Origin of the sequence: Pseudomonas onubensis, assembly GCF_965653655.1 — a bacterium.
Classification (GTDB): Bacteria; Pseudomonadota; Gammaproteobacteria; order Pseudomonadales; family Pseudomonadaceae; genus Aquipseudomonas.
The window spans coordinates 31,267-56,649 of the sequence record NZ_CBFHAZ010000031.1 but is presented as its reverse complement, the minus strand read 5'-3'; the positions used below and the strand labels follow the sequence as shown (position 1 = coordinate 56,649).

General features: G+C 59.9%; 26 protein-coding genes. 19 read left to right on the top strand and 7 right to left on the bottom strand.

The features are described 5' to 3' along the window. A partial coding sequence (locus ACTD9P_RS13110) for a transposase (protein WP_438868014.1) occupies nt 1-236 on the top strand: 236 nt, incomplete at its 5' end. Between the two features lie 67 nt (nt 237-303). Here ACTD9P_RS13110 and ccoM read toward each other — a convergent pair. The 3 genes from ccoM to ACTD9P_RS13095 all read right to left on the bottom strand — a co-directional run bounded on the left by ccoM (nt 304) and on the right by ACTD9P_RS13095 (nt 1,300). Beyond that, the gene (gene ccoM / locus ACTD9P_RS13105) at nt 304-420 is read right to left on the bottom strand and encodes a cytochrome c oxidase subunit CcoM (protein ID WP_017137226.1); all 117 of its coding nucleotides are present in this window, start codon (nt 418-420) and stop codon (nt 304-306) included. A gap of 143 nt (nt 421-563) precedes the next feature. Beyond that, the gene (locus tag ACTD9P_RS13100) at nt 564-725 is read right to left on the bottom strand and encodes a hypothetical protein (protein ID WP_099485822.1); all 162 of its coding nucleotides are present in this window, start codon (nt 723-725) and stop codon (nt 564-566) included. Between the two features lie 101 nt (nt 726-826). Further along, entirely contained in the window at nt 827-1,300 is a 474-nt protein-coding gene (locus ACTD9P_RS13095; protein ID WP_438868013.1) for a lipocalin-like domain-containing protein, read from the bottom strand. Between the two features lie 166 nt (nt 1,301-1,466). Here ACTD9P_RS13095 and ACTD9P_RS13090 point away from each other — a divergent pair, with 166 nt between their 5' ends. From ACTD9P_RS13090 to ACTD9P_RS13080, 3 genes are all read left to right on the top strand, one after another. Further along, a complete protein-coding gene (locus tag ACTD9P_RS13090; protein ID WP_438868012.1) occupies nt 1,467-2,339 on the top strand; it encodes a LysR substrate-binding domain-containing protein in 873 nt (290 codons plus the stop codon). A gap of 90 nt (nt 2,340-2,429) precedes the next feature. Next, a complete protein-coding gene (locus tag ACTD9P_RS13085; RefSeq protein WP_438868011.1) occupies nt 2,430-2,900 on the top strand; it encodes a RidA family protein in 471 nt (156 codons plus the stop codon). Next, on the top strand, nt 2,897-4,078 hold the full coding sequence (locus tag ACTD9P_RS13080; protein ID WP_438868010.1) for an aminotransferase class V-fold PLP-dependent enzyme: 1,182 nt from the start codon (nt 2,897-2,899) through the stop codon (nt 4,076-4,078). The genes ACTD9P_RS13085 and ACTD9P_RS13080 overlap by 4 nt, the downstream gene beginning before the upstream one ends. Here the strand turns inward: ACTD9P_RS13080 and ACTD9P_RS13075 are convergent. Then, nucleotides 4,075-4,416 (bottom strand): aspartate-semialdehyde dehydrogenase, encoded by a 342-nt coding sequence (locus ACTD9P_RS13075; RefSeq protein ID WP_200433463.1) that lies wholly within the window; start codon nt 4,414-4,416, stop codon nt 4,075-4,077. The genes ACTD9P_RS13080 and ACTD9P_RS13075 overlap by 4 nt on opposite strands. 217 nt (nt 4,417-4,633) lie before the next feature. On the opposite strand from ACTD9P_RS13075, the gene rapA reads away from it, so the two are divergent. Then, complete coding sequence (rapA, locus tag ACTD9P_RS13070; protein ID WP_438868009.1) at nt 4,634-7,480, top strand: RNA polymerase-associated protein RapA; 2,847 nt, start codon at nt 4,634-4,636, stop codon at nt 7,478-7,480. 140 nt (nt 7,481-7,620) lie between these two features. Here the strand turns inward: rapA and ACTD9P_RS13065 are convergent, their stop codons facing one another. After that, nucleotides 7,621-8,967 carry a spinster family MFS transporter gene (locus ACTD9P_RS13065; protein WP_438868008.1) on the bottom strand — a complete coding sequence of 449 codons (1,347 nt, stop codon included), beginning with the start codon at nt 8,965-8,967 and terminating at the stop codon, nt 7,621-7,623. Nucleotides 8,968-9,218: 251 nt separating this feature from the next. Here ACTD9P_RS13065 and ACTD9P_RS13060 point away from each other — a divergent pair, with 251 nt between their 5' ends. The 3 genes from ACTD9P_RS13060 (at nt 9,219) to ACTD9P_RS13050 (ending at nt 14,368) form a co-directional block, all read left to right on the top strand. Continuing rightward, a complete protein-coding gene (locus tag ACTD9P_RS13060) occupies nt 9,219-9,584 on the top strand; it encodes a YkgJ family cysteine cluster protein (protein ID WP_138816404.1) in 366 nt (121 codons plus the stop codon). Nucleotides 9,585-9,722: 138 nt separating this feature from the next. Continuing rightward, nucleotides 9,723-11,987, top strand: coding sequence for a putative bifunctional diguanylate cyclase/phosphodiesterase (locus ACTD9P_RS13055; protein ID WP_438868007.1), 2,265 nt, complete (start codon nt 9,723-9,725; stop codon nt 11,985-11,987). A gap of 203 nt (nt 11,988-12,190) precedes the next feature. Then, on the top strand, nt 12,191-14,368 hold the full coding sequence (locus tag ACTD9P_RS13050) for a hypothetical protein (protein ID WP_438868006.1): 2,178 nt from the start codon (nt 12,191-12,193) through the stop codon (nt 14,366-14,368). 309 nt (nt 14,369-14,677) lie between these two features. Here ACTD9P_RS13050 and ACTD9P_RS13045 read toward each other — a convergent pair whose 3' ends face one another. Further along, the gene (locus ACTD9P_RS13045; protein ID WP_438868005.1) at nt 14,678-14,980 is read right to left on the bottom strand and encodes a DUF2288 domain-containing protein; all 303 of its coding nucleotides are present in this window, start codon (nt 14,978-14,980) and stop codon (nt 14,678-14,680) included. 341 nt (nt 14,981-15,321) lie between these two features. On the opposite strand from ACTD9P_RS13045, the gene ACTD9P_RS13040 reads away from it, so the two are divergent. The 9 genes from ACTD9P_RS13040 to ACTD9P_RS13000 all read left to right on the top strand — a co-directional run bounded on the left by ACTD9P_RS13040 (nt 15,322) and on the right by ACTD9P_RS13000 (nt 22,955). Beyond that, nucleotides 15,322-16,449, top strand: coding sequence for a branched-chain amino acid ABC transporter substrate-binding protein (locus ACTD9P_RS13040; protein ID WP_017137213.1), 1,128 nt, complete (start codon nt 15,322-15,324; stop codon nt 16,447-16,449). 227 nt (nt 16,450-16,676) lie between these two features. Beyond that, on the top strand, nt 16,677-17,600 hold the full coding sequence (gene livH / locus ACTD9P_RS13035; RefSeq protein WP_017479358.1) for a high-affinity branched-chain amino acid ABC transporter permease LivH: 924 nt from the start codon (nt 16,677-16,679) through the stop codon (nt 17,598-17,600). Then, nucleotides 17,597-18,850: a high-affinity branched-chain amino acid ABC transporter permease LivM gene (locus ACTD9P_RS13030; protein ID WP_017137211.1), complete on the top strand. Its 1,254-nt coding sequence runs from the start codon at nt 17,597-17,599 to the stop codon at nt 18,848-18,850. Before livH ends, ACTD9P_RS13030 begins: the two co-directional genes overlap by 4 nt. Continuing rightward, on the top strand, nt 18,847-19,614 hold the full coding sequence (livG, locus tag ACTD9P_RS13025) for a high-affinity branched-chain amino acid ABC transporter ATP-binding protein LivG (RefSeq protein ID WP_438868004.1): 768 nt from the start codon (nt 18,847-18,849) through the stop codon (nt 19,612-19,614). Before ACTD9P_RS13030 ends, livG begins: the two co-directional genes overlap by 4 nt. 1 nt (nt 19,615) lies before the next feature. Further along, entirely contained in the window at nt 19,616-20,317 is a 702-nt protein-coding gene (locus ACTD9P_RS13020; protein WP_017137209.1) for an ABC transporter ATP-binding protein, read from the top strand. Between the two features lie 163 nt (nt 20,318-20,480). Continuing rightward, nucleotides 20,481-20,789 (top strand): BufA1 family periplasmic bufferin-type metallophore, encoded by a 309-nt coding sequence (bufA1, locus tag ACTD9P_RS13015; protein WP_438868003.1) that lies wholly within the window; start codon nt 20,481-20,483, stop codon nt 20,787-20,789. Between the two features lie 23 nt (nt 20,790-20,812). Continuing rightward, nucleotides 20,813-21,700, top strand: coding sequence for an MNIO family bufferin maturase (gene bufB / locus ACTD9P_RS13010; RefSeq protein WP_438868002.1), 888 nt, complete (start codon nt 20,813-20,815; stop codon nt 21,698-21,700). Then, nucleotides 21,697-22,473 carry an HvfC/BufC family peptide modification chaperone gene (locus ACTD9P_RS13005; protein WP_438868001.1) on the top strand — a complete coding sequence of 259 codons (777 nt, stop codon included), beginning with the start codon at nt 21,697-21,699 and terminating at the stop codon, nt 22,471-22,473. The genes bufB and ACTD9P_RS13005 overlap by 4 nt, the downstream gene beginning before the upstream one ends. Then, nucleotides 22,470-22,955 carry a DoxX family protein gene (locus ACTD9P_RS13000; RefSeq protein WP_438868000.1) on the top strand — a complete coding sequence of 162 codons (486 nt, stop codon included), beginning with the start codon at nt 22,470-22,472 and terminating at the stop codon, nt 22,953-22,955. Before ACTD9P_RS13005 ends, ACTD9P_RS13000 begins: the two co-directional genes overlap by 4 nt. Here ACTD9P_RS13000 and ACTD9P_RS12995 read toward each other — a convergent pair. After that, nucleotides 22,946-23,860 (bottom strand): LysR family transcriptional regulator, encoded by a 915-nt coding sequence (locus tag ACTD9P_RS12995; protein ID WP_056857487.1) that lies wholly within the window; start codon nt 23,858-23,860, stop codon nt 22,946-22,948. The genes ACTD9P_RS13000 and ACTD9P_RS12995 overlap by 10 nt on opposite strands. Nucleotides 23,861-23,965: 105 nt before the next feature. On the opposite strand from ACTD9P_RS12995, the gene ACTD9P_RS12990 reads away from it, so the two are divergent. Then, nucleotides 23,966-24,565 (top strand): short chain dehydrogenase, encoded by a 600-nt coding sequence (locus ACTD9P_RS12990; RefSeq protein WP_438867999.1) that lies wholly within the window; start codon nt 23,966-23,968, stop codon nt 24,563-24,565. A gap of 97 nt (nt 24,566-24,662) precedes the next feature. Then, a complete protein-coding gene (locus ACTD9P_RS12985; protein WP_438867998.1) occupies nt 24,663-25,334 on the top strand; it encodes a COG3650 family protein in 672 nt (223 codons plus the stop codon). Nucleotides 25,335-25,383 lie beyond the last annotated feature (49 nt).

Genomic DNA, 25,383 nt, shown 5'->3' with positions numbered 1-25,383 from the left:
GGCAACAATGGCTGCGCCTTGCGCATGAAAGCGAAATACCGCCTCTGATCCTGTTTGCCAAACGACTGAAGGGTTACTGGCGAGGCATCGTCAGCCGTGTTCGCTGGCCCATGCATACGGGCCAACTGGAAGGGATAAACAATCGAATAAAGGTCATTAAGCGGATGGCGTACGGTTACCGGGATAGCGAGTTCTTTTTCATGAAGATCAAGAGCGTCTTTCCCGGTAATCCGTGAAGAACCAAAAAAAAGGGCGACCGAAGTCGCCCAAAATGCCTTGCGTGCTCATGTAACCCAGAAGAACTTACGGTTCTTTACGCTTATTAGCGTCCTTCCAGATAAAAATCCCAAACCCTACAAAAAACAGCACCATGAGGCTGACAGTCAGCACCCCGGCAAATACCACATTATCGAAAAACATGACCGGCCTCCTGCTCATGCCCTGTTGCGATGGGGCTAAGTTAATCGAGAAGGCGGATTGGAAAATTGACGGGGATCAATGTCGCCCGCAACGGGGCGTAAAGAAGGGCAATAACTGACCTGCATCAACAGATGCAGGTTGTTTCAACGCTTTTTCGGTTTGTTCTTCGACTTCTTCCTGGTTTTGCCTAAAGGCATCGCCTGTTCAAACGCCTGGCGCACTTCGTTCAGGCGCTTGTCATTCAGGTCATGCACACGCTTGGCGCGTTCGGCATTCAGGTCAATCAGCTTGTCGTCATCACTCATGGCTGGGCATACGTCGTGGCGGGAATAGGCTAATAATGCGGCCTGTCCCGTCCGACGGCAAACGCGGAGATAGAAAACCTCCGCCTCACTCACCCATTTGTTTACTTATCACGCTCAAACGTGATGATCGAGCGCGTGGTTCCCGGCCAGTTCGGCATTTTCCGCCAGGGCGTGAGCACTTCGAGCGTATCGCCATTGATATGAAAGTCGCGGCACTGCACAGTGCCAACCCACTCCGGGTTCCAGGCCGCATCCACCTGCGTGCACCATTGGTTGCCCTCGACCTGCTCGATACCGGTATAGGCAACCAGCGTACTCAGCAACGCTGATTTTTCCGCATCCGTGGAACCCGCCTGCCTTCCCTCACCGGTCAACACGAACGCCACGCGATGATCGGCGGTGAATATAACCCGCCCGGAAGGGCGGCTGCCCATCGCGGGGATCTTCTTACGCGTGTCCTGGGACTCGACCTGATAGCCGACCAGTTTCCAGGCCCCAACCAGCGGTGACTCACTCGCGCCTGCGGCAGTACAGAGCCCCATTGCAACGGCCAACCCGATCACACTTGCTTTCATGTACGTTCCCATCGCTCTACCCGTCTCTAAAAGCAGAGCTTTTCGTACAATTGCCCAGGTTGATGTAGGCCATATCCCAATCGGCGTCAGTAGAATCAGCGGGCGACAAAAGGCCGGCCATCACTCAAAATCGACACTTCACATTCAACCCCGGAGACGCACTCAGGTGGCACTGCACACAGACCTTCCACCCCTGCTGGCCCTGCGCGCCTTCGAGGCCGTGGCGCGTAACTTGAGTTTTATCAAGGCGGCAAAGGAGTTGTCAGTGACCCAGAGCGCTGTGAGCCATCAGGTCCATAAACTCGAAGAACACCTTGGCAAACCGCTGTTTATCCGACGCACCCGCGCGATTGATCTGACCGCCGACGGCCAACACTACTACGACGAAATCCGCCCGGCGCTCGACATGATCGCCGCCGCCACCCGCGCGCAAAAAGTCGCCCCCACGACCACGGTACTGCGCGTGGGCCTGTTGGCCTCGTTTGCCACGCTGTGGCTGGCCCCACGCCTGGCCGGGTTTCTCAATCGTTATCCGCAAATCCAGGTGGAACTGCTGCCGGCGATTCAATTGGCAGACGTCGCCGCCGCCGAGGTCGACCTGGCCATCCGCTATGGCAAGGGCGATTGGCCCGATGTGCAGGCCACGCGCTTGATGGCGGAAGTCATTTCACCGGTGTGCAGCCCGGCCTTCAAGGCCAGCCAACTGCACAACGCGCCCTTGTTGATGGCCACCTCGCACCGCCCTTTCGAGTGGACGGATTGGTCGGCGCACTATCAGGTCAACCTCGACCACCACCCCCGCGTGCTGCTGCACGATTACAACATCGTGGTCGAGGCCGCCGTGGCCGGCCAGGGCATCGCCATGGGCCGCCATCGCCTGATAGAACGCAAGCTCAAGGACGGCAGCCTGGTGGAAGCCTTTGACTGGCCGCCCTATCACAGTGAAATCGGTTACTGGCTGATCGCCGCCCAAGGCCCGGCCAGCGAAGCCGTCGAATGTTTCACCGCCTGGCTAAAGGAAGCTTGCTGCGACACTTGAGTTATTTCGATACGTCGCGTGAGATCTATCCGTTTGTCGCCCCTCACTGCGTCCAACATGCTCACCCCTCTTCACCCAAGAGGATTCAACATGAGCGACTCCATCCGCCAACGCGTACAAGCCCTTGGCCTGACGCTGCCAACTCCCAGCCAACCCGCAGCCAATTACATCAACCACGTCATCAGCCAGAACCAGCTGTTTATCTCTGGGCAAATTCCCATGGTCGACGGTAAACCTGCCTACATCGGCCGACTGGGCGAATCCCTCAGCGATGAAGAAGGTGCCCAGGCGGCGGAGCTGGCGGCGTTGGGCTTGCTCGGCCAGTTAAGTGCTGCCGTCGGTGATGACCTGTCGCGTGTAGTGCGCATTCTCCGTTTGGGTGTGTTCATCGCCAGCAGCGGCGATTTCACGCGCCAGAGCGTGGTTGCCAACGGCGCCTCCAATCTGCTGGTCAATGCCCTGGGCGACAAAGGCCGGCACGTGCGCACCGCCGTCGGCGTTTCGAGCCTGCCCGCCGGCGTCGCCGTGGAGGTGGACGCCATTTTCGAGCTGCAGCCGTGAGCCCGCTGCAAGTCCAGCACCTGCGTGAAGAAACGCCCGGCTGCCAATCGGGCATCGTGCATTTCAACCACGCCGGTGCCTCGCTGCCGTGCCAAGCCACCCTCGACGCGATCATTGACCAGTTGCAGCGCGAAGCCCGCGATGGCCCCATGGAGGCCGGCGAGCATGGCGCGATCCTGGTGGAAAAAGCCCGGCGCGCAGCCGCGCAATTGCTCAATGCGCCCGTCTCCTCGATTGCCTTTGCCAGCAGCGGCTCAACCGCCTGGAGCCTGGCGTTCCAGGCCTTGGGGCCTTGGGCACCCGGCGATCGCATCCTGGTCGGCCGCCATGAATGGGGCGGCAACCTGGCGAGTATGCAGTTGGCGGTGCAAGCGGGTGCACGCGTGGAGGTCATTCCCTGCGATGCCACCGGCGCAGTGTGCCCATTGGCGCTGGAGGCGATGATTGATGCCAACGTCAAGCTGATCGACCTGACCTGGCTGCCGGCCAACGGCGGCCTGATCAACCCTGCCCAGGCCATCGGCGAAGTGGCCAGGCGCCATGCAATCCCCTACTTCATCGACGCCGGCCAAGCCGTCGGCCAGTTGCCGGTGGACGTGCAGGCGTTGCACTGCGATGTGCTCAAGTCAGCCGGGCGCAAACACCTGCGCGGGCCGCGTGGCACGGCGCTGCTGTATGTACGACCGGACTTTCTGCAACGCCTGAACCCGGCCCAGCGCGATGTTTTCTCGGCGCCCTGGACTGCTGAAGGGTTCGACCTGCGTAACGATGCCCGCCGCTTTGAAACCAGCGAAGTGTCCTACGCCTTATTGGCGGGCCTGGGCAATGCGTTGCAGGAAATCAACCGACTGGGCGTGGAGCAGACATGGGAAAGGGTCCAGCAGCTCAGTGGACGAATCCGCGACGCGCTGCGTCAGATTCCGGGCATCTCACTGCACGATTTGGGCACGGCCCCCTCAGGACTGATCGCCTTTAACCTCGCCGGCTGGGAGGCGTTTGAACTCAAGCGCAGGCTGGGATTGAAGCGCATCAACATCGGCGCCAATGGCGTGGCCTACACGCCGCTGGACATGCAGGCGCGGGGCCTTACAAGCATCGCGCGGGTGTCTGTCAGCCCGCTCAACTCCGAACACGACATCGAGTTGCTGATCGCCGCGCTGCGCGAATTGCGCGATTAAACCTCGACGTCCACCCACAAACCCTGGCGCGGCGCGTCTTCGATCAGCGGCGCCACCGGTACCGTGTTGTCGGCGTTGAGTTCATCCCCGGGGATCGCCAGGTGCGCCTCGGGGTCTTCATCCGCTTCGCGCCGGCGTTTGTGCTGCTCTTGCTGACGGCGTTGTTCTTCGCGCAGTAAAAAAGTCGACTGCTCGGCATCGCCCTTTTTCAGGTCGATGGTGCTTTCGTTGGAACCGGCCTGCACGGGCACCACGGGCGGGATATCCGGCTTCTGGCGCACCGGATCAAGCTGTGACGTAACCGGCACAACACTCAGGGGCAGTATGGGTGGCAGCATGGTTTTTAGTCTCCTATTCAGCAGACTGTCGGCTGCGGGAGGGGCGACTTGAGTGCCAAGCCCCCAACTTGTGAACCAATCGTCATCTATCCGACGAACATATCGCCCTTTTTCTTGCCGCTTGTAGCTTAAAGCTTGAAGCTGCACCTATTCCTTTTGGTCTGGAAGCCGTGTTCCGTTAGAATAGTCGGCTTTTTCACGGCGGGAGTCAGGCAGCATGGCGCAGCAGTATCAACCGGGGCAACGCTGGATTAGTGACAGCGAAGCAGAGCTGGGGTTAGGCACCGTTCTGGCACAGGACGGGCGCTTGTTGACCGTGCTCTATCCGGCCACTGGCGACACTCGTCAGTATGCGCTACGGAATGCGCCCCTCACTCGTGTGAGGTTTTCGCCGGGTGACAGCATCACCCATTTCGAAGGCTGGAAAATGACCGTACAGGAAGTCGACGACGTCGATGGCCTGCTGGTCTACCACGGCCTCAATGGGCAGAACGAGCAGGTCACCCTGCCGGAAACCCAACTGTCGAACTTCATCCAGTTCCGTCTGGCCAGCGACCGTCTGTTCGCCGGGCAGATCGACCCGCTGGCCTGGTTCTCGCTGCGCTATCACACGCTGGAACACACCAGCCGTCAGTTGCAATCCTCGCTATGGGGCCTGGGCGGCGTGCGTGCGCAACCTATTGCTCACCAACTGCACATCGCCCGTGAAGTCGCTGACCGTATCGCGCCACGGGTATTGCTGGCCGACGAAGTGGGCCTGGGCAAGACCATCGAAGCGGGCCTGGTGATCCATCGCCAACTGCTGTCGGGTCGCGCCAACCGCGTGCTGATCCTGGTGCCGGAAAACCTCCAGCACCAGTGGCTGGTGGAAATGCGCCGCCGTTTCAACCTGCAGGTTGCGCTGTTCGACGAAGAACGTTTTATCGAAAGCGATGCCACCAACCCATTCGAAGATACCCAGCTGGCGTTGGTAGCCCTGGAATGGCTGGTGGACGACGAGAAGGCCCAGGACGCGCTGTTCGCCGCCGGCTGGGACCTGCTGGTAGTCGACGAAGCCCACCACCTGGTGTGGCATGAAGAAAAAGCCAGCCCGGAATACGCGCTGGTCGAGCAACTGGCCGAAGTGATCCCTGGCGTGTTGCTGCTCACTGCCACCCCGGAACAACTGGGCCAGGACAGCCACTTCGCGCGTCTGCGCCTGTTGGACCCGAACCGCTTCCACGACCTGCACGCCTTCCGCGCCGAAAGCGAGAACTATCGCCCGGTGGCCGAAGCGGTGCAGGAGCTGCTGGACAAGGGCCGCCTGTCGCCAAAAGCGCACAAAACCATTCAGGGCTTCCTCGGCAACGAAGGCGAAGCGCTGCTTGCCGCCGTCAACGATGGCGACACCGAAGCCAGCGCACGCCTGGTGCGTGAGCTGCTCGACCGCCACGGCACCGGCCGCGTCCTGTTCCGTAACACCCGCGCCGCCGTGCAGGGTTTTCCGGAGCGCAAGCTGCACGCTTACCCGCTGCCGAACCCGGACGAATACCTCGAACTGCCGCTGGGCGAACACGCCGAGCTGTACCCGGAAGTCAGCTTCCAGTCGCAGCCGGATGTTGAAGAAGAAAACCGCTGGTGGCGTTTCGACCCGCGCGTCGAGTGGCTGATCGACCAACTGAAAATGCTCAAGCGCACCAAAGTGTTGGTGATCTGCGCCCACGCCGAAACCGCCATGGACCTGGAAGACGCCCTGCGCGTGCGCTCCGGCATCCCGGCCACGGTGTTCCACGAGGGCATGAATATCCTCGAGCGTGACCGCGCTGCTGCCTACTTCGCAGACGAAGAGTTCGGCGCCCAAGTGCTGATCTGCTCGGAAATTGGCAGTGAAGGCCGCAACTTCCAGTTCTCCCACCACTTGGTGCTGTTCGACCTGCCGTCCCACCCCGACCTGCTGGAACAGCGGATCGGACGTCTGGACCGGATCGGCCAGAAGCATGTGATCGAACTGCACGTGCCGTACCTGGAAACCAGCCCGCAAGAGCGCCTGTTCCAGTGGTACCACGAAGCGCTGAACGCGTTCCTCAACACCTGCCCGACCGGCAACGCCTTGCAGCATCAGTTCGGCCCGCGCCTGCTGCCGCTGCTGGAAAACGCCGACGACGGCGAGTGGCAAGCCCTGATCGACGAGGCGCGTGCCGAGCGCGAGCGTCTGGAACAGGAACTGCACACCGGTCGCGACCGTTTGCTGGAGCTCAACTCCGGCGGCGCAGGTGAAGGCGATGCGCTGGTGGAAGACATTCTTGAGCAAGACGACCAGTTCGCCCTGCCGATCTACATGGAAACCCTGTTCGACGCCTTCGGCATCGACAGCGAAGACCATTCGGAAAACGCCCTGATCCTCAAGCCCAGCGAAAAAATGCTCGACGCCAGCTTCCCCCTGGGCGACGACGAAGGTGTGACTATCACTTACGACCGTAACCAGGCGCTGTCGCGCGAAGACATGCAGTTCATCACCTGGGAACACCCGATGGTGCAAGGCGGCATGGACCTGGTGCTGTCCGGCTCGATGGGCAACACCGCCGTGGCGCTGATCAAGAACAAGGCGCTCAAGCCGGGCACCGTGTTGCTGGAACTGCTCTACGTCAGCGAAGTGGTTGCCCCGCGCTCGCTGCAACTGGGCCGTTACCTGCCGCCGGCGGCGCTGCGCTGCCTGCTGGATGCCAATGGCAATGACCTGTCCGGTCGTGTGTCGTTTGAAACCCTCAACGACCAACTGGAAAGCGTGCCACGCGCCAGTGCCAACAAGTTCGTGCAGGCCCAGCGCGATCAACTCACGCCGCGCATCAACGCCGGCGAAGAGAAGATCACCCCGCGTCACGTCGAACGCGTGACCGAGGCCAAACGTCGCCTGGCGGCGGACACCGACGAAGAACTGGCGCGCCTGACCGCGTTGCAAGCGGTCAACCCGACCGTGCGCGACAGCGAGCTGGTGGCCCTGCGCCAACAGCGCGAGCAAGGTCTGGCCATGCTCGACAAGGCGGCGCTGCGGTTGGAAGCGATTCGGGTGTTGGTGGCGGGTTGATCAACATGCGGGCCTTTGATCGTTCCCACGCTCTGCGTGGGAACGCCGCCCTGGACGCTCTGCGTCCGCTCCTGGAAGCATGACGCAGAGCGTCACAGGATGCATTCCCACGCGGAGCATGGTAACGATCAAGCTAACGATCAAGCTACAGCGGCAGCAGCCGGCACCTCCACCGCCCCCAACCCATCCTTCATCTTCTTGGCATCGCGCACAAAACTGCGCGAGGCCTGGAACAGAAACAGCATGGTCAGGAACAGCGCCACCGGAATCAGGTACATGGCGTCGTGCAACCCCACCGCTTTATACGCCTCGGTCATCTGCGCAGCCCCATCGGCGTACATCGCCGAATGGGCAAAATGATCGGACAGGCCGCCCACCACCACTGGCCCCATGCCACCGCCGAGCAAGTACAAGCCGGCAAAAAACAGCGCCATCGCCGTGGCGCGCAGGCGTGGCTCAACCACGTCCTGAATCGCCGTGTACACGCAGGTGTAGAAGTTATAGGCGAACAACCAGCCCACACTGAACAGCGCTACAAACACGCCAATCTCAATGCGCCCGGCATGCAAGGCCCAGGCAGTGGTGATGGTCGAGATAATCAAGCTGCACGCGGCAAACAGCAGCCGGCCGTTGGCGACCCGCTGATGAATCTTGTCGGCAATCCAGCCGCCCAGGGTCAGGCCCACCAGCCCGGTGATGCCGACGATCACGCCGGTGGCCACCGCCGCGTCCTGCAACGGCATCAGGAAGTAGCGCTGCAACATCGGCACCAGGAATGAATTGCACGCATAAGTGGCGAAGTTAAAGCACAACCCGGCCAGCACCAGCCACAGGAAGGTCGGCACCGCCAGAACGCGACGAATCGGGCGATCGACGCGCTCCTGGGAGACCTGCACGGTTTCCGCTGCGCCGCGCTTGGGTTCCTTGATATAAAACATGAAGATCGCGAGGATCAGCCCCGGCACGGCGGCGATAAAGAACGGTGCGCGCCAGCTGTCAAACGCCTTGACCATCGCGCCAATGGTGAAAAACGCCAGCAGCAGGCCCAACGGCAGGCCCAGCATGAAGATGCCCATGGCTCGCGCGCGTCGGTGGGCGGGAAACAGGTCGCCGATCAGCGAATTGGCGGCCGGCGCATAGCTGGCTTCACCGATGCCGATGCCCATGCGCACCAGCAAAAAGGTCCAGAAGCTGCCGACCATGCCGTTGACCGCCGTCAGCCCGCTCCAGGCGAACAGGCCCCAGCCCATGAGTTTGCTGCGTGAACCGGTGTCGGCCAGGCGCCCGAGCGGCAGGCCGGCGATGGCGTAGACAATGGTAAAGGCGGTGCCGATGATGCCGAGCTGAAAGTCGCTCAAATGCCATTCCATGCGGATTGGCTCGATGATGATGGCGGGAATGGTGCGATCGAAGAAGTTGAACAGGTTGGCGAGGAACAGCAGGAACAGAATGCGCCAGGCATTCGCCGCTTGGGTCGAGTTCTGCATGGGTCCGTCTCTTTTATTGTTATGAGAGCTGCGATGCCCGATGCATCCTGCCCGGTACTTGCAACATAATCAGGCCAGGCACGCTTGTCTGTAATGATTCGTAAAGCTGATAGGGCATGATTTCACCCGCAACCACGGGACTTTCCCTACGAAAATATAAGTTCTCGCCCCCCTTCCCAACCGCCATGGCACGGATAGAATGGCGAGCCTTCCGTAACACCCACATCCTACTTTTCTTATCGATGACGCCCATGTCCGAAGCCAGTCCGTGTCTGAGTTGCGGTGCCTGCTGTTCACACTTTCGTGTGTCTTTCTTCTGGGGCGAGTGCGCCTCATCGGGCGGCACGGTGCCCGATGACCTGGTGGTGCAGATCAACCCCACCCGCGTGGCGATGATCGGCACCGACCAGAAACCCGCCAGGTGTTGCAGCCTTGAGGGTGAGGTCGGCAAAGGCACCCGTTGCACCATCTATGAGCAACGCTCAAGCCCCTGCCGTGAGTTCGACGCGTCGTGGAGCCAGGGCGAGCAGAACGTCGACTGCGACAAGGCGCGCGCGGCCTTCGGCCTGCCGCCGTTAGAGGCACCTTTCGAATTGGACCTGCCGATCAGCGCTTAGCATCAAACGCTATGGCGGGCATGCCAAAATGGTTGAGAGCAAAGTGCCATTATCCCTGGCAAATCCCGCGAGGCTTCTATACTCGACTTCATAGGTCATCGCCGTAGGCTGTGACGTGACTCTATGATGGGGCTTGCTATGGAATGGCTGGGTCTGCATTTTTTTACCGACCTGCCAGAGAACGGGCATTTATTACTCAATTGCAGTCATAACCCGTTCCTGGTGCTACTGGCGTATCTGGTTGCTTGCGCAGCCGGCTTCGGCACGCTGGACATGGCTGAACGCGTCGGCCATGTCGAAGACCCTACCGCCCGCCGTCATTGGCGCTGGCTGGGAGCGGGTTGCCTGGCAGGTGGCATCTGGTCGACGCACTTCATCAGCATGCTGGCCTTCCAGGCGCCTATCGCCATTCATTATGAATTGCTCATGACGTTCGCCTCGCTGGTGATCGCCTTGATCGCTTCGCTGTTCGCCATGCAAACCCTCAGTCATACCCATCTGCGGTTCCATCAATACCTGCTGGCATCGGTGTGGATGGGTATCGGTATCGCGTTGATGCATTACGTCGGCATGTCGGCCATGCGCTCCCAGGCCAATGTGTACTTCGGGACCGACCTGTTCCTGGCCTCCGTGGCCATTGCCATCGGCGCCAGCCTGGCCGCGCTGTTGCTGTCGAGCTACCTGCGCACCGGCTCCGGCGTGTTCCATCAGTTGCTCAAATACGCCGCCAGCCTGGTGCTGGGCGCCGGCATCCTGAGCATGCACTTCACCGGCATGGCCGCCATGCAAATGCTGGTACCGACCGGCGCTGACCTGTCGTTGCCGCTGGACAACAACCCGATTCAACTGGGCCTGTCGGTGGCCGTGATCACCCTGCTGGTGATCGGCAGCAGCGTCAGCGCTGCCCTCGCCGACAAAAAACTGCAGCACAAGGAGCGCGACCTGCGCCGGGTCAATGCCCTGCTTAGCGAGCTGGACCAAGCCCGCGCCTCGCTGCAGCAAGTGGCGCACTTCGACGCGCTGACCAGCCTGCTCAACCGCCGTGGGTTCAACCAGATCTTTGCAGAAAAAGTCGCGGAAAAAACCGCCAGTCAGGGCATGATGGCGGTGATCTTCCTTGATATCGACCACTTCAAGCGCATCAATGACAGCCTCGGCCACGATGCCGGCGACCAACTGCTCACCGTGCTGGCCGGGCATATCAAGGGGTCGGTACGCAGCCATGAAGATGTGGTCGCGCGGTTTGGCGGCGATGAGTTCTGCATCCTGATCAATATTCACCATCGCGACGAAGCGCGGCATCTGGCGCAGCGCATCATGCAAAAAATGAAAGAACCGATCGAACTGGCCGGGCGGCGCATGGTGATGACCACCAGCATTGGCATCAGCCTGTTCCCCGATGACGGGCTGACGTGCGAAGAGTTGCTTAAAACCGCTGACCTGGCGCTGTACCAGTCCAAGGATGCCGGGCGCAACAGCCTGAACTTCTTCAGCTCCAACCTTAAAACCCGCGCCTTCCTTGAGCTGCAACTGGAAGAGGAGTTGCGCGCCGCGCTGCGCGGCCGCAATGAATTGGTGCTGTTCTACCAGCCGATCTTCGACATGAAACTGGGCAAGGTCACCCGCCTGGAAGCGCTGGTGCGCTGGCAGCATCCGCAACACGGGCTGCTGGCTCCCGACCGGTTTATCGGCATCGCTGAAAACAACGGGTTGATTGCCGAACTCGACCACTGGGTATTGCGTCAGGCCTGCCACGATTTGAGCCTGCTGTCTGACCGAGGTTACACCGAGCTGACCATGGCCGTGAACTGCTCGGCCTTGAACCTGGCCCGTGACGAACTGGCCGATGAGATCGAGGCCGCCCTGCGTTTTGCCGGGATCACCGCCAGCCGCCTGGAACTGGAAGTCACCGAAAACGCGCTGATGGGCAATATCAGCAGCACCCTGGCGCTGTTGCGCCAGATCCGTGCCTTGGGCGTTTCGCTGGCCATTGATGATTTCGGCACCGGGTATTCATCGCTGGCCTACCTCAAGCGCCTGCCACTGAACACCCTGAAGATCGACCGGTCGTTTATCCAGGACATCCCCAAGTCCACCGCCGATGTCGAGATTGTCCAGGCGATCATCGGCATGGCCCACACCCTGCACTTGCAGGTGGTCACCGAAGGCGTGGAAACCCAGGCGCAATTCGAACTGCTGCTCAGGCACGGCTGCGACTATATCCAGGGTTACCTGCTCAGCCCGGCTGTGCCCTTGAGCGATGTGGTGGGTGTTATCCAGGGCATCCAGATGCGTAACCCGCTTTACCCGTTCAGTGTCGAGGGCAATAAAGAGGCCCTCGCGCCGAAAGACCCCGGCGCAGGCCGTATCGGGCCGCCGTCCATTGTCAGGCCAATTCGCTGACGCCGAAATTTTGGCATTTAGCCATCATCCGCCTAAAGAACGCCGACGAACGGCCGATTCATCAGAGTCCGGCGCCGATTCCCCTTGGAAACCAAAGGTTAAACCCGCGCGCCCCGGACTCAGACGCACTGTAAAGTCGCGAACTCTCATTCAGTGATGGCGCCTGGATTTTTTGGGCCGTCCGTCCAGGTACATGGCGCCCAATGACTTCCAAAAATAATGCTGTCTCCGAGATCTGCGACGCACTGCCGACCGCTCCTGCCGAGAAACCCTCAAGCACCAAGTCATTGAGCAGCGCCCGACCGCTGTCTACCCAGCAATACCTGTACTTCACCGAAACCAATACCGACCGCATCCTCGATAACCTCGACGGCCTGCGCGACATGGTGTTCCCGCGCCCGCCCCAGCCCGACGGCGACATGGGTGCGCGCAGTGAGCAGGAATTTCCCTCGGTGTGCCTGATCGGCCTGGGCCGCTGCGGTTCGAACATCGCGCTGGACGTGGCGGAGCTGGTGTACAACGCGCGCAAGTTCTACCTCAATGAATTCAGCACCGAAGATAAATCGACAGACAAGGGCTACAGCCCCGCCCAATGGATCCGTAACAACCTGCGCCTGGGCGGCGGCAAGGCCACCAAGCCGGTGTTCCTGGTGGAACCGTTGGTGATGCTGGGCGACCTGGACAAGGACATTGCCGGGCGCATCCGCTTCTCGCGCAAGGGCGAAAAAAGCGGCTTCCTGCGCGACTACAGCAAGATGAAGATCATGGACCTCTCGGAGGTCCACGCCGGTGGCGCCGGTAACGCGCCGATCCTTGGCCAGTACCTGGCCAAGATCATCCTCAACAAAGACACCCAGCTTTTTTCCAGCCCCGACTGGAAGATGATTCACTCGTACCTGATCGATTCCTGCGGCATCAAAGCCAACCAGTCGCGCCTGTATTTTTCGATCTTCAGCGCCGGCGGTGGTACGGGGTCGGGCATGGCCTCGGAGTTCGGCCTGGCCCAGCAACACTCGTACATGAACAAGACCTTCGACACCAAGCCCGCTGACGAGCACGACAGCAAAAGCGGCCATGCCTTTGTGTTCGAGCCGATCTTCACCAGCGGCATTTGCGTGCTGCCGAATATCTCCGACCACCGCAGCGAAATGTCCGAGGCGCTGCACATCAACGCCGGGCGGTTGCTGTGCAAATACCTGTCGGAAGAATGGGATTTTTCATACAACTTCGACAACGAAGACAGCAGCGAAGCCAGTGTAAAAGGCCGCATCCGCCCATGGAACGCGATGATGCTGATCTCCAACGACATCATGCGTTATGCCGAAGAGAGCGATGACGGCAATATCCAGAACATCGACGTCAATGCCATGGAAAAACACGCCAACCAGTACATCTCCCAGCAGATCTTCAACATCCTCACCGCCCAGGCGGTGACCACCGATTATGACCAGAACTACTTCCGGCGCGCCGGCATCGATATCGGCGAAACCATCCGCCTGGATGCCAACGACCTGTTTATGAGCCTGGCCGGTCCGGTGGCAATTGCCTACGCCGAATCGGTGGTGCCCGAAACCCCGGCGCCTTCGGGCGACAAGTTCAAGGTGTTCGATAAAGAGCCGCAGCGCCTGAATATCGACGACCTGTTCTTCCGCTCCATCGACCTGCCGCACTTCAATAAGGTCACCCAGGCCATCGAAGGCATCAGCCTGTTGCCGATCGAATCCAAGCGTTACAAGGCGTCCCTGGAGCAATACAAGAACTCCGGCTATGACGCGGCGGCGCTGCATGACCTGCACTTCTTCAAGAACTGCTCGTCGGTGGTGTCGATTGTGTCGTTGCCCAAGGATTACAAGCTGTCCTACATGGACCTCAACCGGCTCAAGACACACCTCAACAGCCTGTTTCCCAATACCACGCTCAAGCGTTATGCGCTGGTCATCGGCGCCTCGGCCAACTTGTCGCTGACCACGTTGATCGCCAAGAGCCCGTGCCTGTCAGATGATTTTTTGACCCTGATCGTGGCGTTTATCAAACGCTGTTTTGCGCGTAACCCGTACCGGTTCGACGAGACACTCGACAACTCGATCCTGGATTTCATCATCCATGAGGACTTCGATGAAGACCGCATCGACGAGCTGCTCAATGAGTTTGAAAACCCGGCGAAGATCCTCGATACCAACTGGTACGCGATCAAGCCGATGTATGAGAAGAAGTACCGCGAATTGATCAACGACAAGGACAAGTTTGTGTCGATCAACGATATTCGCCTGTCACGGGATTGCGTGAAGAAGGCGATCAAGTACTTGCGCGAGATTTACCGCCATCGGATCGGCAAGACCAAGGTTATTTCGTTGAATAATCATACTGGCAAGACCGCCTAGACCGAGTCACTGCCTTCGCGAGCAAGCCCGCTCCCACATTCGACTGAGTTCCTGCTGACAGGGTGCGGTCGAATGTGGGAGCGGGCTTGCTCGTGAAAGCAATCTGTCAGTCACCGACTATCTACAGCTTTGCCACACCTAGAAACAATTCCCCAGGCGTTTGGCTTCGCGCAAAACTGTTCCCGTGACGCTTACGTCACCGTCACCTGTGACCTTTCTCTACGGCAAGATGCCATCACGGCGCCAGCGGTTACTCCGCTACACACTTGCCCGGCGAAAAAACACGCACCTTTATAGTGCAAGTCTCTCTTACGCCGCCCTTTCCTGGATCAGAATCCACGGCGAAACCACCACCGCCCACAGGCCTGGATCGCGCTTAACCAGGTCCAACGCCCGCGTCGCAGACACTTCGCCAAGGCTCCCTGCGGCCAGCCACCCAGCGACTTTGTCGCGGTTATCCTCGGCCATTCCTTCGGCCGCTTCGATCAAATCCAGGCCAGAGTCGACCCACAATAGGGCACCCTTGGCAAAGAACGGTTCAAGCTCCTTCCAGGAAATTTCGGCGGTTTCACCGAGCAGCTTGGCATAGAGGGTGCTAGGTTCTTGCGTCATGGGAATTCACCTGAATAAAAAATCGGCGCAATCATAGCGTCAGGCGTCAGGCAGAAAAACCCAGTTGCAATTGAGGCACCGAACGAAAGTGTCAGGAAAGCCAAGGATTGCCTGAAACTCTGGCATCAGCCCGCCGCAATTCTGTCTTTTTCTTTCATTAAAGCGACATACCCAAGGTTTGCCCCCAGCAGCCAGCTTTTCAAGCGATGAACCGGCGCTCTACACTGTACCGGTACAGTTGCCAGGGCAATGCCGGGGGGATATCCGCGATATCTGATCCGGTTCTGCAGCTCACAAGGCCGCTAGAACTATAAAAAATACAACAGTAAGAGTGGAGCACTATGAATAAGGCTACTAAGCAGATTTCCAAACTGTTTGCCGCTATGGTCCTGGCTGGGGTTGCCGGCCATTCGTTCGCAGCCGACACCATCAAGATCGGTATCGCCGGCCCTAAAACAGGTCCAGTGACGCAATACGGCGACATGCAATTCATGGGTGCCAAGCAGGCAATCGCTGACATCAACGCCAAGGGCGGTGTCGACGGCAAAATGCTTGAAGCGAAAGAATACGACGATGCGTGCGATCCAAAACAAGCCGTTGCCGTAGCCAACAAAGTGGTCAACGACGGCGTCAAGTTCGTAGTCGGTCACCTCTGCTCCAGCTCCACTCAGCCAGCGTCCGATATCTATGAAGACGAAGGCGTGATCATGATCACCCCGGCTGCCACCAGCCCGGAAATCACTTCCCGTGGCTACAAGCTGGTGTTCCGCACCATCGGCCTGGACAGTGCTCAAGGCCCAGCGGCCGGCAACTACATCGCCGACCACGTGAAGCCAAAAGTCGTTGCTGTTATCCACGACAAACAGCAGTACGGTGAAGGCATCGCCACCGCCGTTAAACAGACCCTCGAGAAGAAAGGCGTGAAAGTCGCCCTGTTCGAAGGCATCAACGCTGGCGACAAAGACTTCGGCTCGCTGATCCAGAAGCTCAAGCAAGCCAACGTCGACTTCGTCTACTACGGCGGCTACCACCCAGAGCTGGGCCTGATCCTGCGCCAGGCCAAGGAAAAAGGCGTGAACGCCAAGTTCATGGGCCCAGAAGGTGTCGGTAACGACTCCATCTCGCAAATCGCCCAGGGCGCCTCCGAAGGCCTGCTGGTTACCCTGCCAAAATCCTTCGACACCGACCCGGCCAACAAGGCCATCGTTGAAGAGTTCACCAAGAACAAGCAGGACCCAACCGGTCCGTTCGTGTTCCCGGCGTACTCGGCCGTTGAAGTGATCGCCGGCGGTATCGCTGCCGCGAAAAGCGAAGACACCGCCAAAGTGGCTGCTGCCATCCACGCCGGCACCTTCAAGACCCCAACCGGCGATCTGAGCTTCGACGCCAAGGGCGACCTGAAGGACTTCAAATTCGTGGTCTACGAATGGCACTTCGGTAAACCAAAAACCGAAGTTTCCCCTCAGTAAGCCAGGCGTTACTGGTCCAACAAGCCCACTGTGAGAGCAGTGGGCTTTGTTTTACGAGGTTTATGGGCCTGTCACCCGCGATCCGGGCGCTGGCTCACCTGAAAATCTTAAAACCGTCACCAGCGGTTCGCTGGCAAACGCTTCGTGCAACCTGATCACAGAGCAGGGCACCGAGCCGGAAATGACTCCACCAGTGAAATGCGTATCGGGTTTTTAGGAGCGCTGTAATGCCTGAGATCTATCATTTTTTCCAAACGCTGGTTAACGGCATGACCGTTGGCAGCACCTATGCCTTGATAGCCATTGGCTACACAATGGTTTACGGCATCATTGGAATGATCAACTTCGCCCATGGCGAGGTGTACATGATTGGTTCCTACGTGGCCTTCATCGCCCTTGCCGGGCTGGCCATGCTGGGTATCCACTCCCTGCCGCTGTTGATGACCGCTGCGTTCCTTGCATCGATCGTCGTGACCAGTGCCTATGGCTACAGTATCGAGCGCGTCGCCTACCGCCCCTTGCGTGGCAGCAACCGTTTGATCCCGCTGATTTCCGCCATCGGCATGTCGATTTTCCTGCAGAACACCGTATTGCTGTCCCAGGACTCCAAGGACAAGTCCATTCCCAACCTGATCCCGGGGAGCTTCTCCTTCGGCCCAGGTGGCGCACAAGAAGTGCTGATTTCGTACATGCAGGTGCTGGTTTTCGTCGTCACCCTGGTGGCGATGCTCGGCCTGACCCTGTTCATTTCCCGCTCCCGTCTGGGGCGCGCCTGCCGGGCCTGCGCCGAAGACATCAAGATGGCCAACCTGTTGGGCATCAACACCAACAACATCATCGCCCTGACCTTCGTGATCGGTGCTGCACTGGCGGCCGTTGCGGCGGTGCTGCTGAGCATGCAGTACGGCGTGATCAACCCCAACGCCGGTTTCCTGGTAGGGCTCAAGGCCTTTACCGCGGCGGTTTTGGGCGGCATCGGCAGTATTCCGGGCGCGATGCTCGGCGGGCTGGTGCTGGGTGTGGCTGAAGCCTTTGGTGCCGACGTGTTCGGCGACCAGTACAAGGACGTCGTGGCGTTCGGCCTGTTGGTTCTGGTGCTGTTGTTCCGTCCGACCGGCATTTTGGGCCGTCCGGAGGTTGAGAAAGTATGAGCAGATATCTTAAATCGGCGTTTTTCAGCGCCTTGCTGGTCTGGGCCGTGGCCTTTCCGGTACTTGGCCTCAAGCTGAGCATCGTCGGCATCAACCTGGAAGTGCATGGCACCGGTCCCGTGACCCTGACCATCATCGCCCTGTGCTCGGTGCTGATGTTCCTGCGCGTGCTGTTCACCCAGCAGGTCGGTGCGTTGCTCAAAGGCAACCGTGGCCCGTTAGTGTCGCCCAAGGTCAGCCAATTCCTGACGCTGCCGCGCACTCAGCGCTACATCATCATTGGTCTGATCGTTGCCGCGTTGATCTGGCCGTTCTTCGGCTCGCGCGGCGCCGTCGACATCGCCACCCTGATCCTGATCTACGTGTTGCTGGGCCTGGGCCTGAACATCGTGGTGGGCCTGGCCGGTCTGCTCGACCTCGGCTATGTGGGCTTCTATGCCGTGGGTGCCTACACCTACGCGCTGCTCTCGCATTACCTGGGCTGGGGCTTCTGGATCTGCCTGCCACTGGCCGGCATGGCGGCGGCCACATTTGGCTTCCTGCTGGGCTTCCCGGTATTGCGCCTGCGCGGTGACTATCTGGCGATCGTGACTCTGGGCTTCGGTGAAATAATCCGGCTGTTCCTGCGTAACCTCACCGATATCACCGGTGGCCCCAACGGCATCAGCAGCATCCCCAAGCCGACGTTCTTCGGGCTGTCGTTCGACCGCACCGCAGCCGAAGGCATGCAGACCTTCCACGAATACTTCGGGATCGACTACAACCCGGTGAGTAAAGTGGTGTTCCTGTACCTGGTGGCGTTGTTGCTGGCATTGGCGGCACTGTTCGTGATCAACCGCCTGCTGCGCATGCCGATCGGTCGTGCGTGGGAAGCATTGCGCGAAGATGAAATCGCCTGCCGTGCGTTGGGCATGAACCCAACCGTCATCAAACTCTCGGCATTCACCCTCGGGGCAACCTTCGCGGGTTTTGCAGGCAGCTTCTTCGCGGCGCGCCAAGGCTTGGTGACCCCGGAGTCGTTCACCTTTATCGAGTCGGCGATCATTCTCGCCATCGTGGTACTGGGTGGCATGGGCTCGCAGTTGGGCGTGATCCTCGCGGCGATCGTGATGATCCTGCTGCCGGAAATGATGCGTGAGTTCAGCGAATACCGCATGTTGATGTTCGGCGCCATGATGGTGCTGATGATGATCTGGCGTCCTCAAGGTCTGCTGCCGATGCAACGCCCACACATGGAGCTGCGCAAATGAGCCGCGAGATCCTGAAAGTCGACAATTTGAGCATGCGCTTCGGCGGTTTGCTCGCGGTCAACGGCGTAGCCCTGACCGTCAAAGAGAAACAGGTTGTGGCACTGATCGGCCCGAACGGCGCCGGCAAGACCACGGTGTTCAACTGCCTCACCGGCTTCTACAAGCCGAGCGGTGGCAGCATCCTGCTGGATGGCCAACCCATCCAGGGCCTGGCCGGTCACGAGATCGCCCGCAAGGGCGTGGTGCGTACCTTCCAGAACGTGCGCTTGTTCAAGGACATGACGGCGGTCGAAAACCTGTTGATCGCTCAGCACCGTCACTTGAACACCAACTTCTTTGCTGGCCTGTTCAAGACCCCGGCGTTCCGCAAGAGCGAGCGCGAGGCTATGGAATACGCGGCGTACTGGCTGGACAAGGTCAACCTCACCGAGTTTGCCAACCGCCCCGCCGGCACCCTGGCTTACGGCCAGCAACGCCGCCTGGAAATCGCTCGTTGCATGATGACCCGCCCGCGGATCCTGATGCTCGACGAACCGGCCGCCGGCCTGAACCCCAAGGAAACCGAAGACCTCAAGGCGCTGATCAGCGTGCTGCGTGAGGAAAACAACGCCACGGTGCTGTTGATTGAACACGACATGAAACTGGTCATGAGCATTTCCGACCATATCGTAGTGATCAACCAGGGCACACCGCTGGCCAACGGTACGCCGGAGCAGATCCGCGACAACCCGGAAGTGATCAAAGCCTATTTGGGGGAAGCGTAAAATGCTGCAATTCGAAAACGTTTCCACTTTCTACGGCAAGATCCAGGCGCTGCACAGCGTCAACGTGGAAGTGCGCCAAGGTGAAATCGTCACGCTGATCGGCGCCAACGGTGCCGGCAAATCGACGTTGCTGATGACCCTGTGCGGGTCGCCGCAAGCCCACAGCGGCAGCATCCGCTACATGGGTGAAGAACTGGTAGGCCAGGCCTCCTCCGAGATCATGCGCAAGAGCATCGCCGTGGTGCCCGAAGGCCGCCGTGTGTTCTCGCGCCTGACCGTGGAAGAGAACCTGGCCATGGGCGGGTTCTTTACCGACAAGGGCGACTACCAAGAGCAAATGGACAAGGTGCTGCACCTGTTCCCGAGGCTCAAGGAACGCTTCAGCCAGCGCGGCGGCACCATGTCCGGCGGCGAGCAGCAAATGCTCGCCATCGGCCGGGCGCTGATGAGCAAGCCCAAGCTGTTGCTGCTCGACGAGCCTTCGCTGGGCCTGGCACCGATCATCATCCAGCAGATCTTCGATATCATCGAACAACTGCGCAAGGACGGTGTGACAGTGTTCCTGGTTGAGCAGAACGCCAACCAGGCGCTGAAAATCGCCGACCGCGCCTACGTGCTGGAAAACGGCCGGGTGGTGATGCAGGGCACTGGGGAGCAGTTGCTCACAGATCCGAAAGTGCGTGAGGCCTACTTGGGCGGCTGATAAAAGCCATTAAATGCTGGGTTTGAGGGGAGCTGGGAAACCGGCTCCCCTTTTTTATTGAAAGTTTTTTCGATGGGCTTGTAACGAAATTCGCTCTGCTGCCTCTAGTGGAGTAAGCAGGCAAACATGCTTGCCACCTCAACCTCACTGCTGGAGTTACACCATGACTACTAAATCCCGTTCGCTGTCCGCCGCTACCCTCGCTCTGGCCCTGGGTTCGGCCCTGAGCTTTTCCGCCCTGACCAACATGGCCCACGCTGACGAAGCAAAAATGGACAAGTGCTTTGGTGTCGCCGAAGCCGGCAAGAACGATTGCGCTGCAGGCGCCGGTACTACCTGCGCCGCTACCTCGAAAGTCAAAGACCAGGCCAACGCGTGGAAACTGGTCCCAGCCGGCACTTGCGGCAAGACCCCAAGCGCCACCTCGCCGACCGGTTTTGGCCAGGAAGCGGCCTTCACCGCCAAGTCCTGAAACCCTGCAAAACCTGAGTACTGATGATGACGCTTTTACCCCAGCACACGGTCTCACCGGCTCAGGTGCCCGGCCTCCCTCATCGGGCCGGGCTGGGGCTGAAGAACGAGCACTTTATTGAAGTGCTCGAGACCTCGCCCGATATCGGTTTTTTTGAAGTGCACGCCGAAAACTACATGGTCGCCGGCGGCCCGTTTCATCACTACCTGGGTTTGATACGCGAACAGTACCCACTGTCATTGCATGGCGTGGGTCTGTCCATCGGCGGCGAAGGCCCGCTTAATCGTGAGCACCTGGCACGGTTGGCCACGCTGATCGAACTCTATCAACCCCACTCTTTTTCCGAACACCTGGCCTGGTCCAGCCACGGCCCGGTGTTCCTCAATGACTTGCTGCCGCTGGCCTACGACGCCGCGACCCTGCTCCGGGTGTGCGAGCATATCGATCAGGTACAAAGCACCCTCAAGCGGCCGATGCTGCTGGAGAACCCCTCGACGTACCTGCAATTTCAACGCTCGACCCTGGACGAGACGGGCTTCATCAGCGAGATCATCCGGCGCACCGGTTGCGGGCTGTTACTGGACGTCAACAACGTCTATGTGTCGTGCATCAATCATCAGCGCGACCCACTGGCCTACCTCCATGCACTGCCGTTGAAGGCCGTCGGTGAGATTCATCTGGCCGGGTTTGCCGAAGACACCGATAGCCTGGGCGACCGCCTGCTGATCGATGACCATGGCGCGCCCATCGATAACGCGGTGTGGCAGCTCTATGAACACGTGCTCAAGCACACCGGCCCGGTGGCCACGCTGATCGAACGGGACAACCAGGTGCCCGCCTTCAGCGTGTTGCACGCCGAAGCCCAACACGCCGACTGGCATCTGTCACAGGCGAAGGTATTGAAGCTATGAGCGATCAAGCTGCATTTGCCGGCGCCTTGCTCGACGCCGAACAGGCTTGCCCCGACGGGTTGTTCAGCAGCAACGGCGCCGACCCGGCCAGCCGTTTTGCGGTGTATCGAAACAATGTCCACAGCTCGCTGATCAACGCGCTCGCCGCCGCTTACCCAGTGACGCTGCAATTGGTGGGCGAGGAGTTTTTCCGCGCGATGGCCGGCCTGTACGTGCAAGCCAGCCCGCCCGACAGCCCGCTGATCAGCGAGTACGGCAGCACCTTTGCCGCGTTCATCCAGGCGTTCGAACCGGCCGCGAGCGTGCCTTACCTGGCGGACGTCGCACGCCTGGAACGCTTGCGGGTACGTGCTTATCACGCCGCAGACACCCAGCCACTGAATCAGCAGGCCATCCTTGAACAACTGCAAGGCCCCGTCGACCTGGGGCAACTACGCCTGCACCTGCATCCGTCCCTGGCCACCATGCATTCGCCCTACGCCGTGGTTGCGGTATGGGCCGCGCACCAGACCGAGGGTGCCATCGCCACTTTGAACCCCTGGTACGCCCAAAGTGCACTGGTGTTGCGCCAGGGCCTGGCGGTCAAGGTCTTCGCCATCGACAGCGGTTCGGTAGCGTTTATCAACAGCCTTAACCAGGGATCAGGCCTGGAAATGGCGGTAGAGCACGCGCTTGAAGCATCGGCCGAATTCGACCTCAACCACTGCCTGACACTGCTGATCAGCCACGACGCCATCACTCAATTGCACACAGAACAAAAGGAAACGCCATGAACGCTAACCCTACTTGCCTGGTAAAACGGGCCATCGCACTGTTCGAAAAAATCCCCTACAGCCTGATCGCCTTTCTCGCACGGTTTTCCATTGCGGCGGTGTTCTGGAAGTCCGGCCAGACCAAGGTCGAAGGTTTTGCCATTGATATCATCAACGGCACCTTCCAATTGGGCGAACCCAAGCTGGCGGCTTCGACCCTGCCGTTGTTTCGCAGCGAGTACCACGTGCCGTTGTTGTCGCCGGAAGTGGCCGCGCACATGGCGGCATTTGCCGAGCACTTTTTCCCGGCGCTGATCCTGGTGGGTTTTGCCACGCGCTTTTCAGCCCTGGCGCTGATCGGCATGACCTTGACCATTCAACTGTTCGTCTACCCGGAAGCCTACCCAACCCACGGCACCTGGATCGCGTTGCTGCTGCTGTTGGTGGCCAAAGGCCCAGGCTGCCTGTCGATCGATCACCTGATCGCGCGCCGCTACCGCTGAAGGCGATCCAGGGCTTCGCCGCTGCGTCTGAACCAGTCCACCAGGTAGTCGGCCAATACTTGGGTTCGGCGCGGCAGGCCACCTTGATAAGGATGCACCAGGTACATCGGCATGCTGCGCGTTTGATAATCACGCAGCAGCCAGCGCAAGCGCCCGTCGGCCAGTTCCGCCGGTAACACGTAGGACGGCAGACGGGCGATGCCGGCGCCCACCAAGGCGGCTTTTTTCAACAGGTTGTAGTGGTTGGAAGCGAAGGTACCGCTGACCCGTACCCGCAGCAGTTCATGTTGCTGGTGATACAGCCATTCTTCGCGCCCGCTGTAGTGGCTGTTGAGCAGGCAGGTGTGCGCAGCCAGATCCGCAGGCGTCAGCGGTTCGCCATGCTGCTCCAGGTAGGCCGGGCTGGCGCAGGTCATCTCATGCCAGGCCAGCAGAGGCTTGGCCACCAGCCGCTCGTTGTCCATCGCCCCCATGCGCACGCCCAAATCGAAGCCATCGCGCGCCAGGTCGCGGTAACTGTTGTTCAGTTCCAGTTCGATCTGCACCTGCGGGTATTGCTGGGTGAACTCCAGCAGCAAGCCATCAAAGAAAGTTTCTCCCAGCGACACCGGCACGGTCATACGCACCGGCCCAGCCAAATCGTCCTTGAGCCGCGCCAACGCCTGACGGGCGCGCTCCACCTGGGCCACCAGCGCCTGAGCCTGGGGCAACAACGCCGCGCCCGCGGCGGTCAGGCTGAGTTTGCGCGTGGTGCGGTGCAATAACACCACCGAAAACTGCGCTTCCAATTGGCTGATGCGCTTGGACAATTGGCCCTTGCTGCAGCCCAACTGCTCCGCCGCCAAGGTAAAACTGCCCGCCTCGATCAACACGGCAAAAGCCGCCAGGTCATCCATTTCGCTCATGGATTGTTTCCATTTGAAAACCAAAGGTTGCCTATTACCACGTTTATCCACTTAAAAAGCCACCCTAGACTGAAACCTCACTTAATCCCCTGGAGGAACAGCACGATGAAAATCCTATTGATTGGTGCCAGCGGCACGGTCGGCTCAGCGGTCAAGGCGGAACTGGCGCAGCGTCACGAGGTGATCAGCATCGGCCGTAACGGCGGCGACTTCCAGGTGGATATCAGCGACAGCGCGTCGATCCGCAAACTCTTCGAGCAGACCGGCAAGTTCGACGCACTGGTCTGCGCGGCAGGCAGTGTGAATTTCGTGGCATTGGGTGACATGAGCGAAGCCGACTTTGAACTGGGCCTGCGTGACAAGCTGATGGGCCAGGTCAACCTGCTGCTGATCGGCCGCGAATACGCCAACGACGGTGCTTCATTCACCTTTACCAGCGGCATTCTCAACCGCGATCCGATCCGCACAGGTGCGTCGGCCGCGCTGGTCAATGGCGCATTGGACGCCTTCGTCAAGGCGGCGGCGATTGAACTGCCACGCGGCTTGCGCATCAACTCGGTGAGCCCGACCGTCCTGCTCGAAGCCATGGGCAGCTACGCCCCGTACTTCCGCGGCTACAAACCGGCTCCAGGCGCAGATGTGGCGCTGGCCTACGCGAAAAGTGTCGAGGGCTTGCAGACAGGTCAGATTTTCATTGTTGGCTGAAATCTGACGTCTGTCAGAATCGCCTGAACCCGGCGAACGGGCTTGTGGTGCGGTGCGAGCCTGCGTAACGTGGCGGCACTTGTTTGGAGACCCGATAATGCGCGCCGCCCGTACCCTTGCTCTGTTTGCCCTGCTGCCCCTGTTCACCGCTTGCCAGATGTTCGAGAGCGAACCGGCCAAACCGTCTACCGTCGGAATGACCCGCATGCAGGGTGAACTGACGGCAGTGGGCGGCAAACTGTTGTTCCAGCCGTGCGGCGACAAACGCAACTACGTGGTCAACGACACCGGCGGCACCAGCGTGCTGCAGGAAGCCGCGTCGCTGGCCGGCCAGCAAGGGGTGCTGTTTGCCGATTTGCGTGGCAAGTTTTCCGGGGTTGCCAGCGGCACCCAGGGTTCGGTCGACCTGCAACAACTGTATCGCGTAGAGCGCTCGACCTCGGCCTGCAACGACCCGGACTTCAAACGCATGATTCTGCGGGCCAACGGCCATAAACCGGCCTGGGCGATGAACGTCACCGGCAAAGGCATGGTACTGGAGCGCGAAGGCCAGCCGCCACTGGCGGTGCCGTTTGTCGAAGAGCAACTGGGTGACGGCCGTTTCAACCTGATGACCGAAGCCAATAACCAGCACATCGAACTATGGGTAGCCCCACAACGCTGCATCGATGCCGTCAGCGGCAGCTTGCAGCACATGACCGCCGAATTGCGGGTCAATGGTCAGGTGCAGCGTGGTTGTGCGTCATTCGGCGGCTCGCGGGACGACTGATTCGGCCTTGGGCTGTTTTAACATGACGGGAATCAGCCTTTGGGGCTTA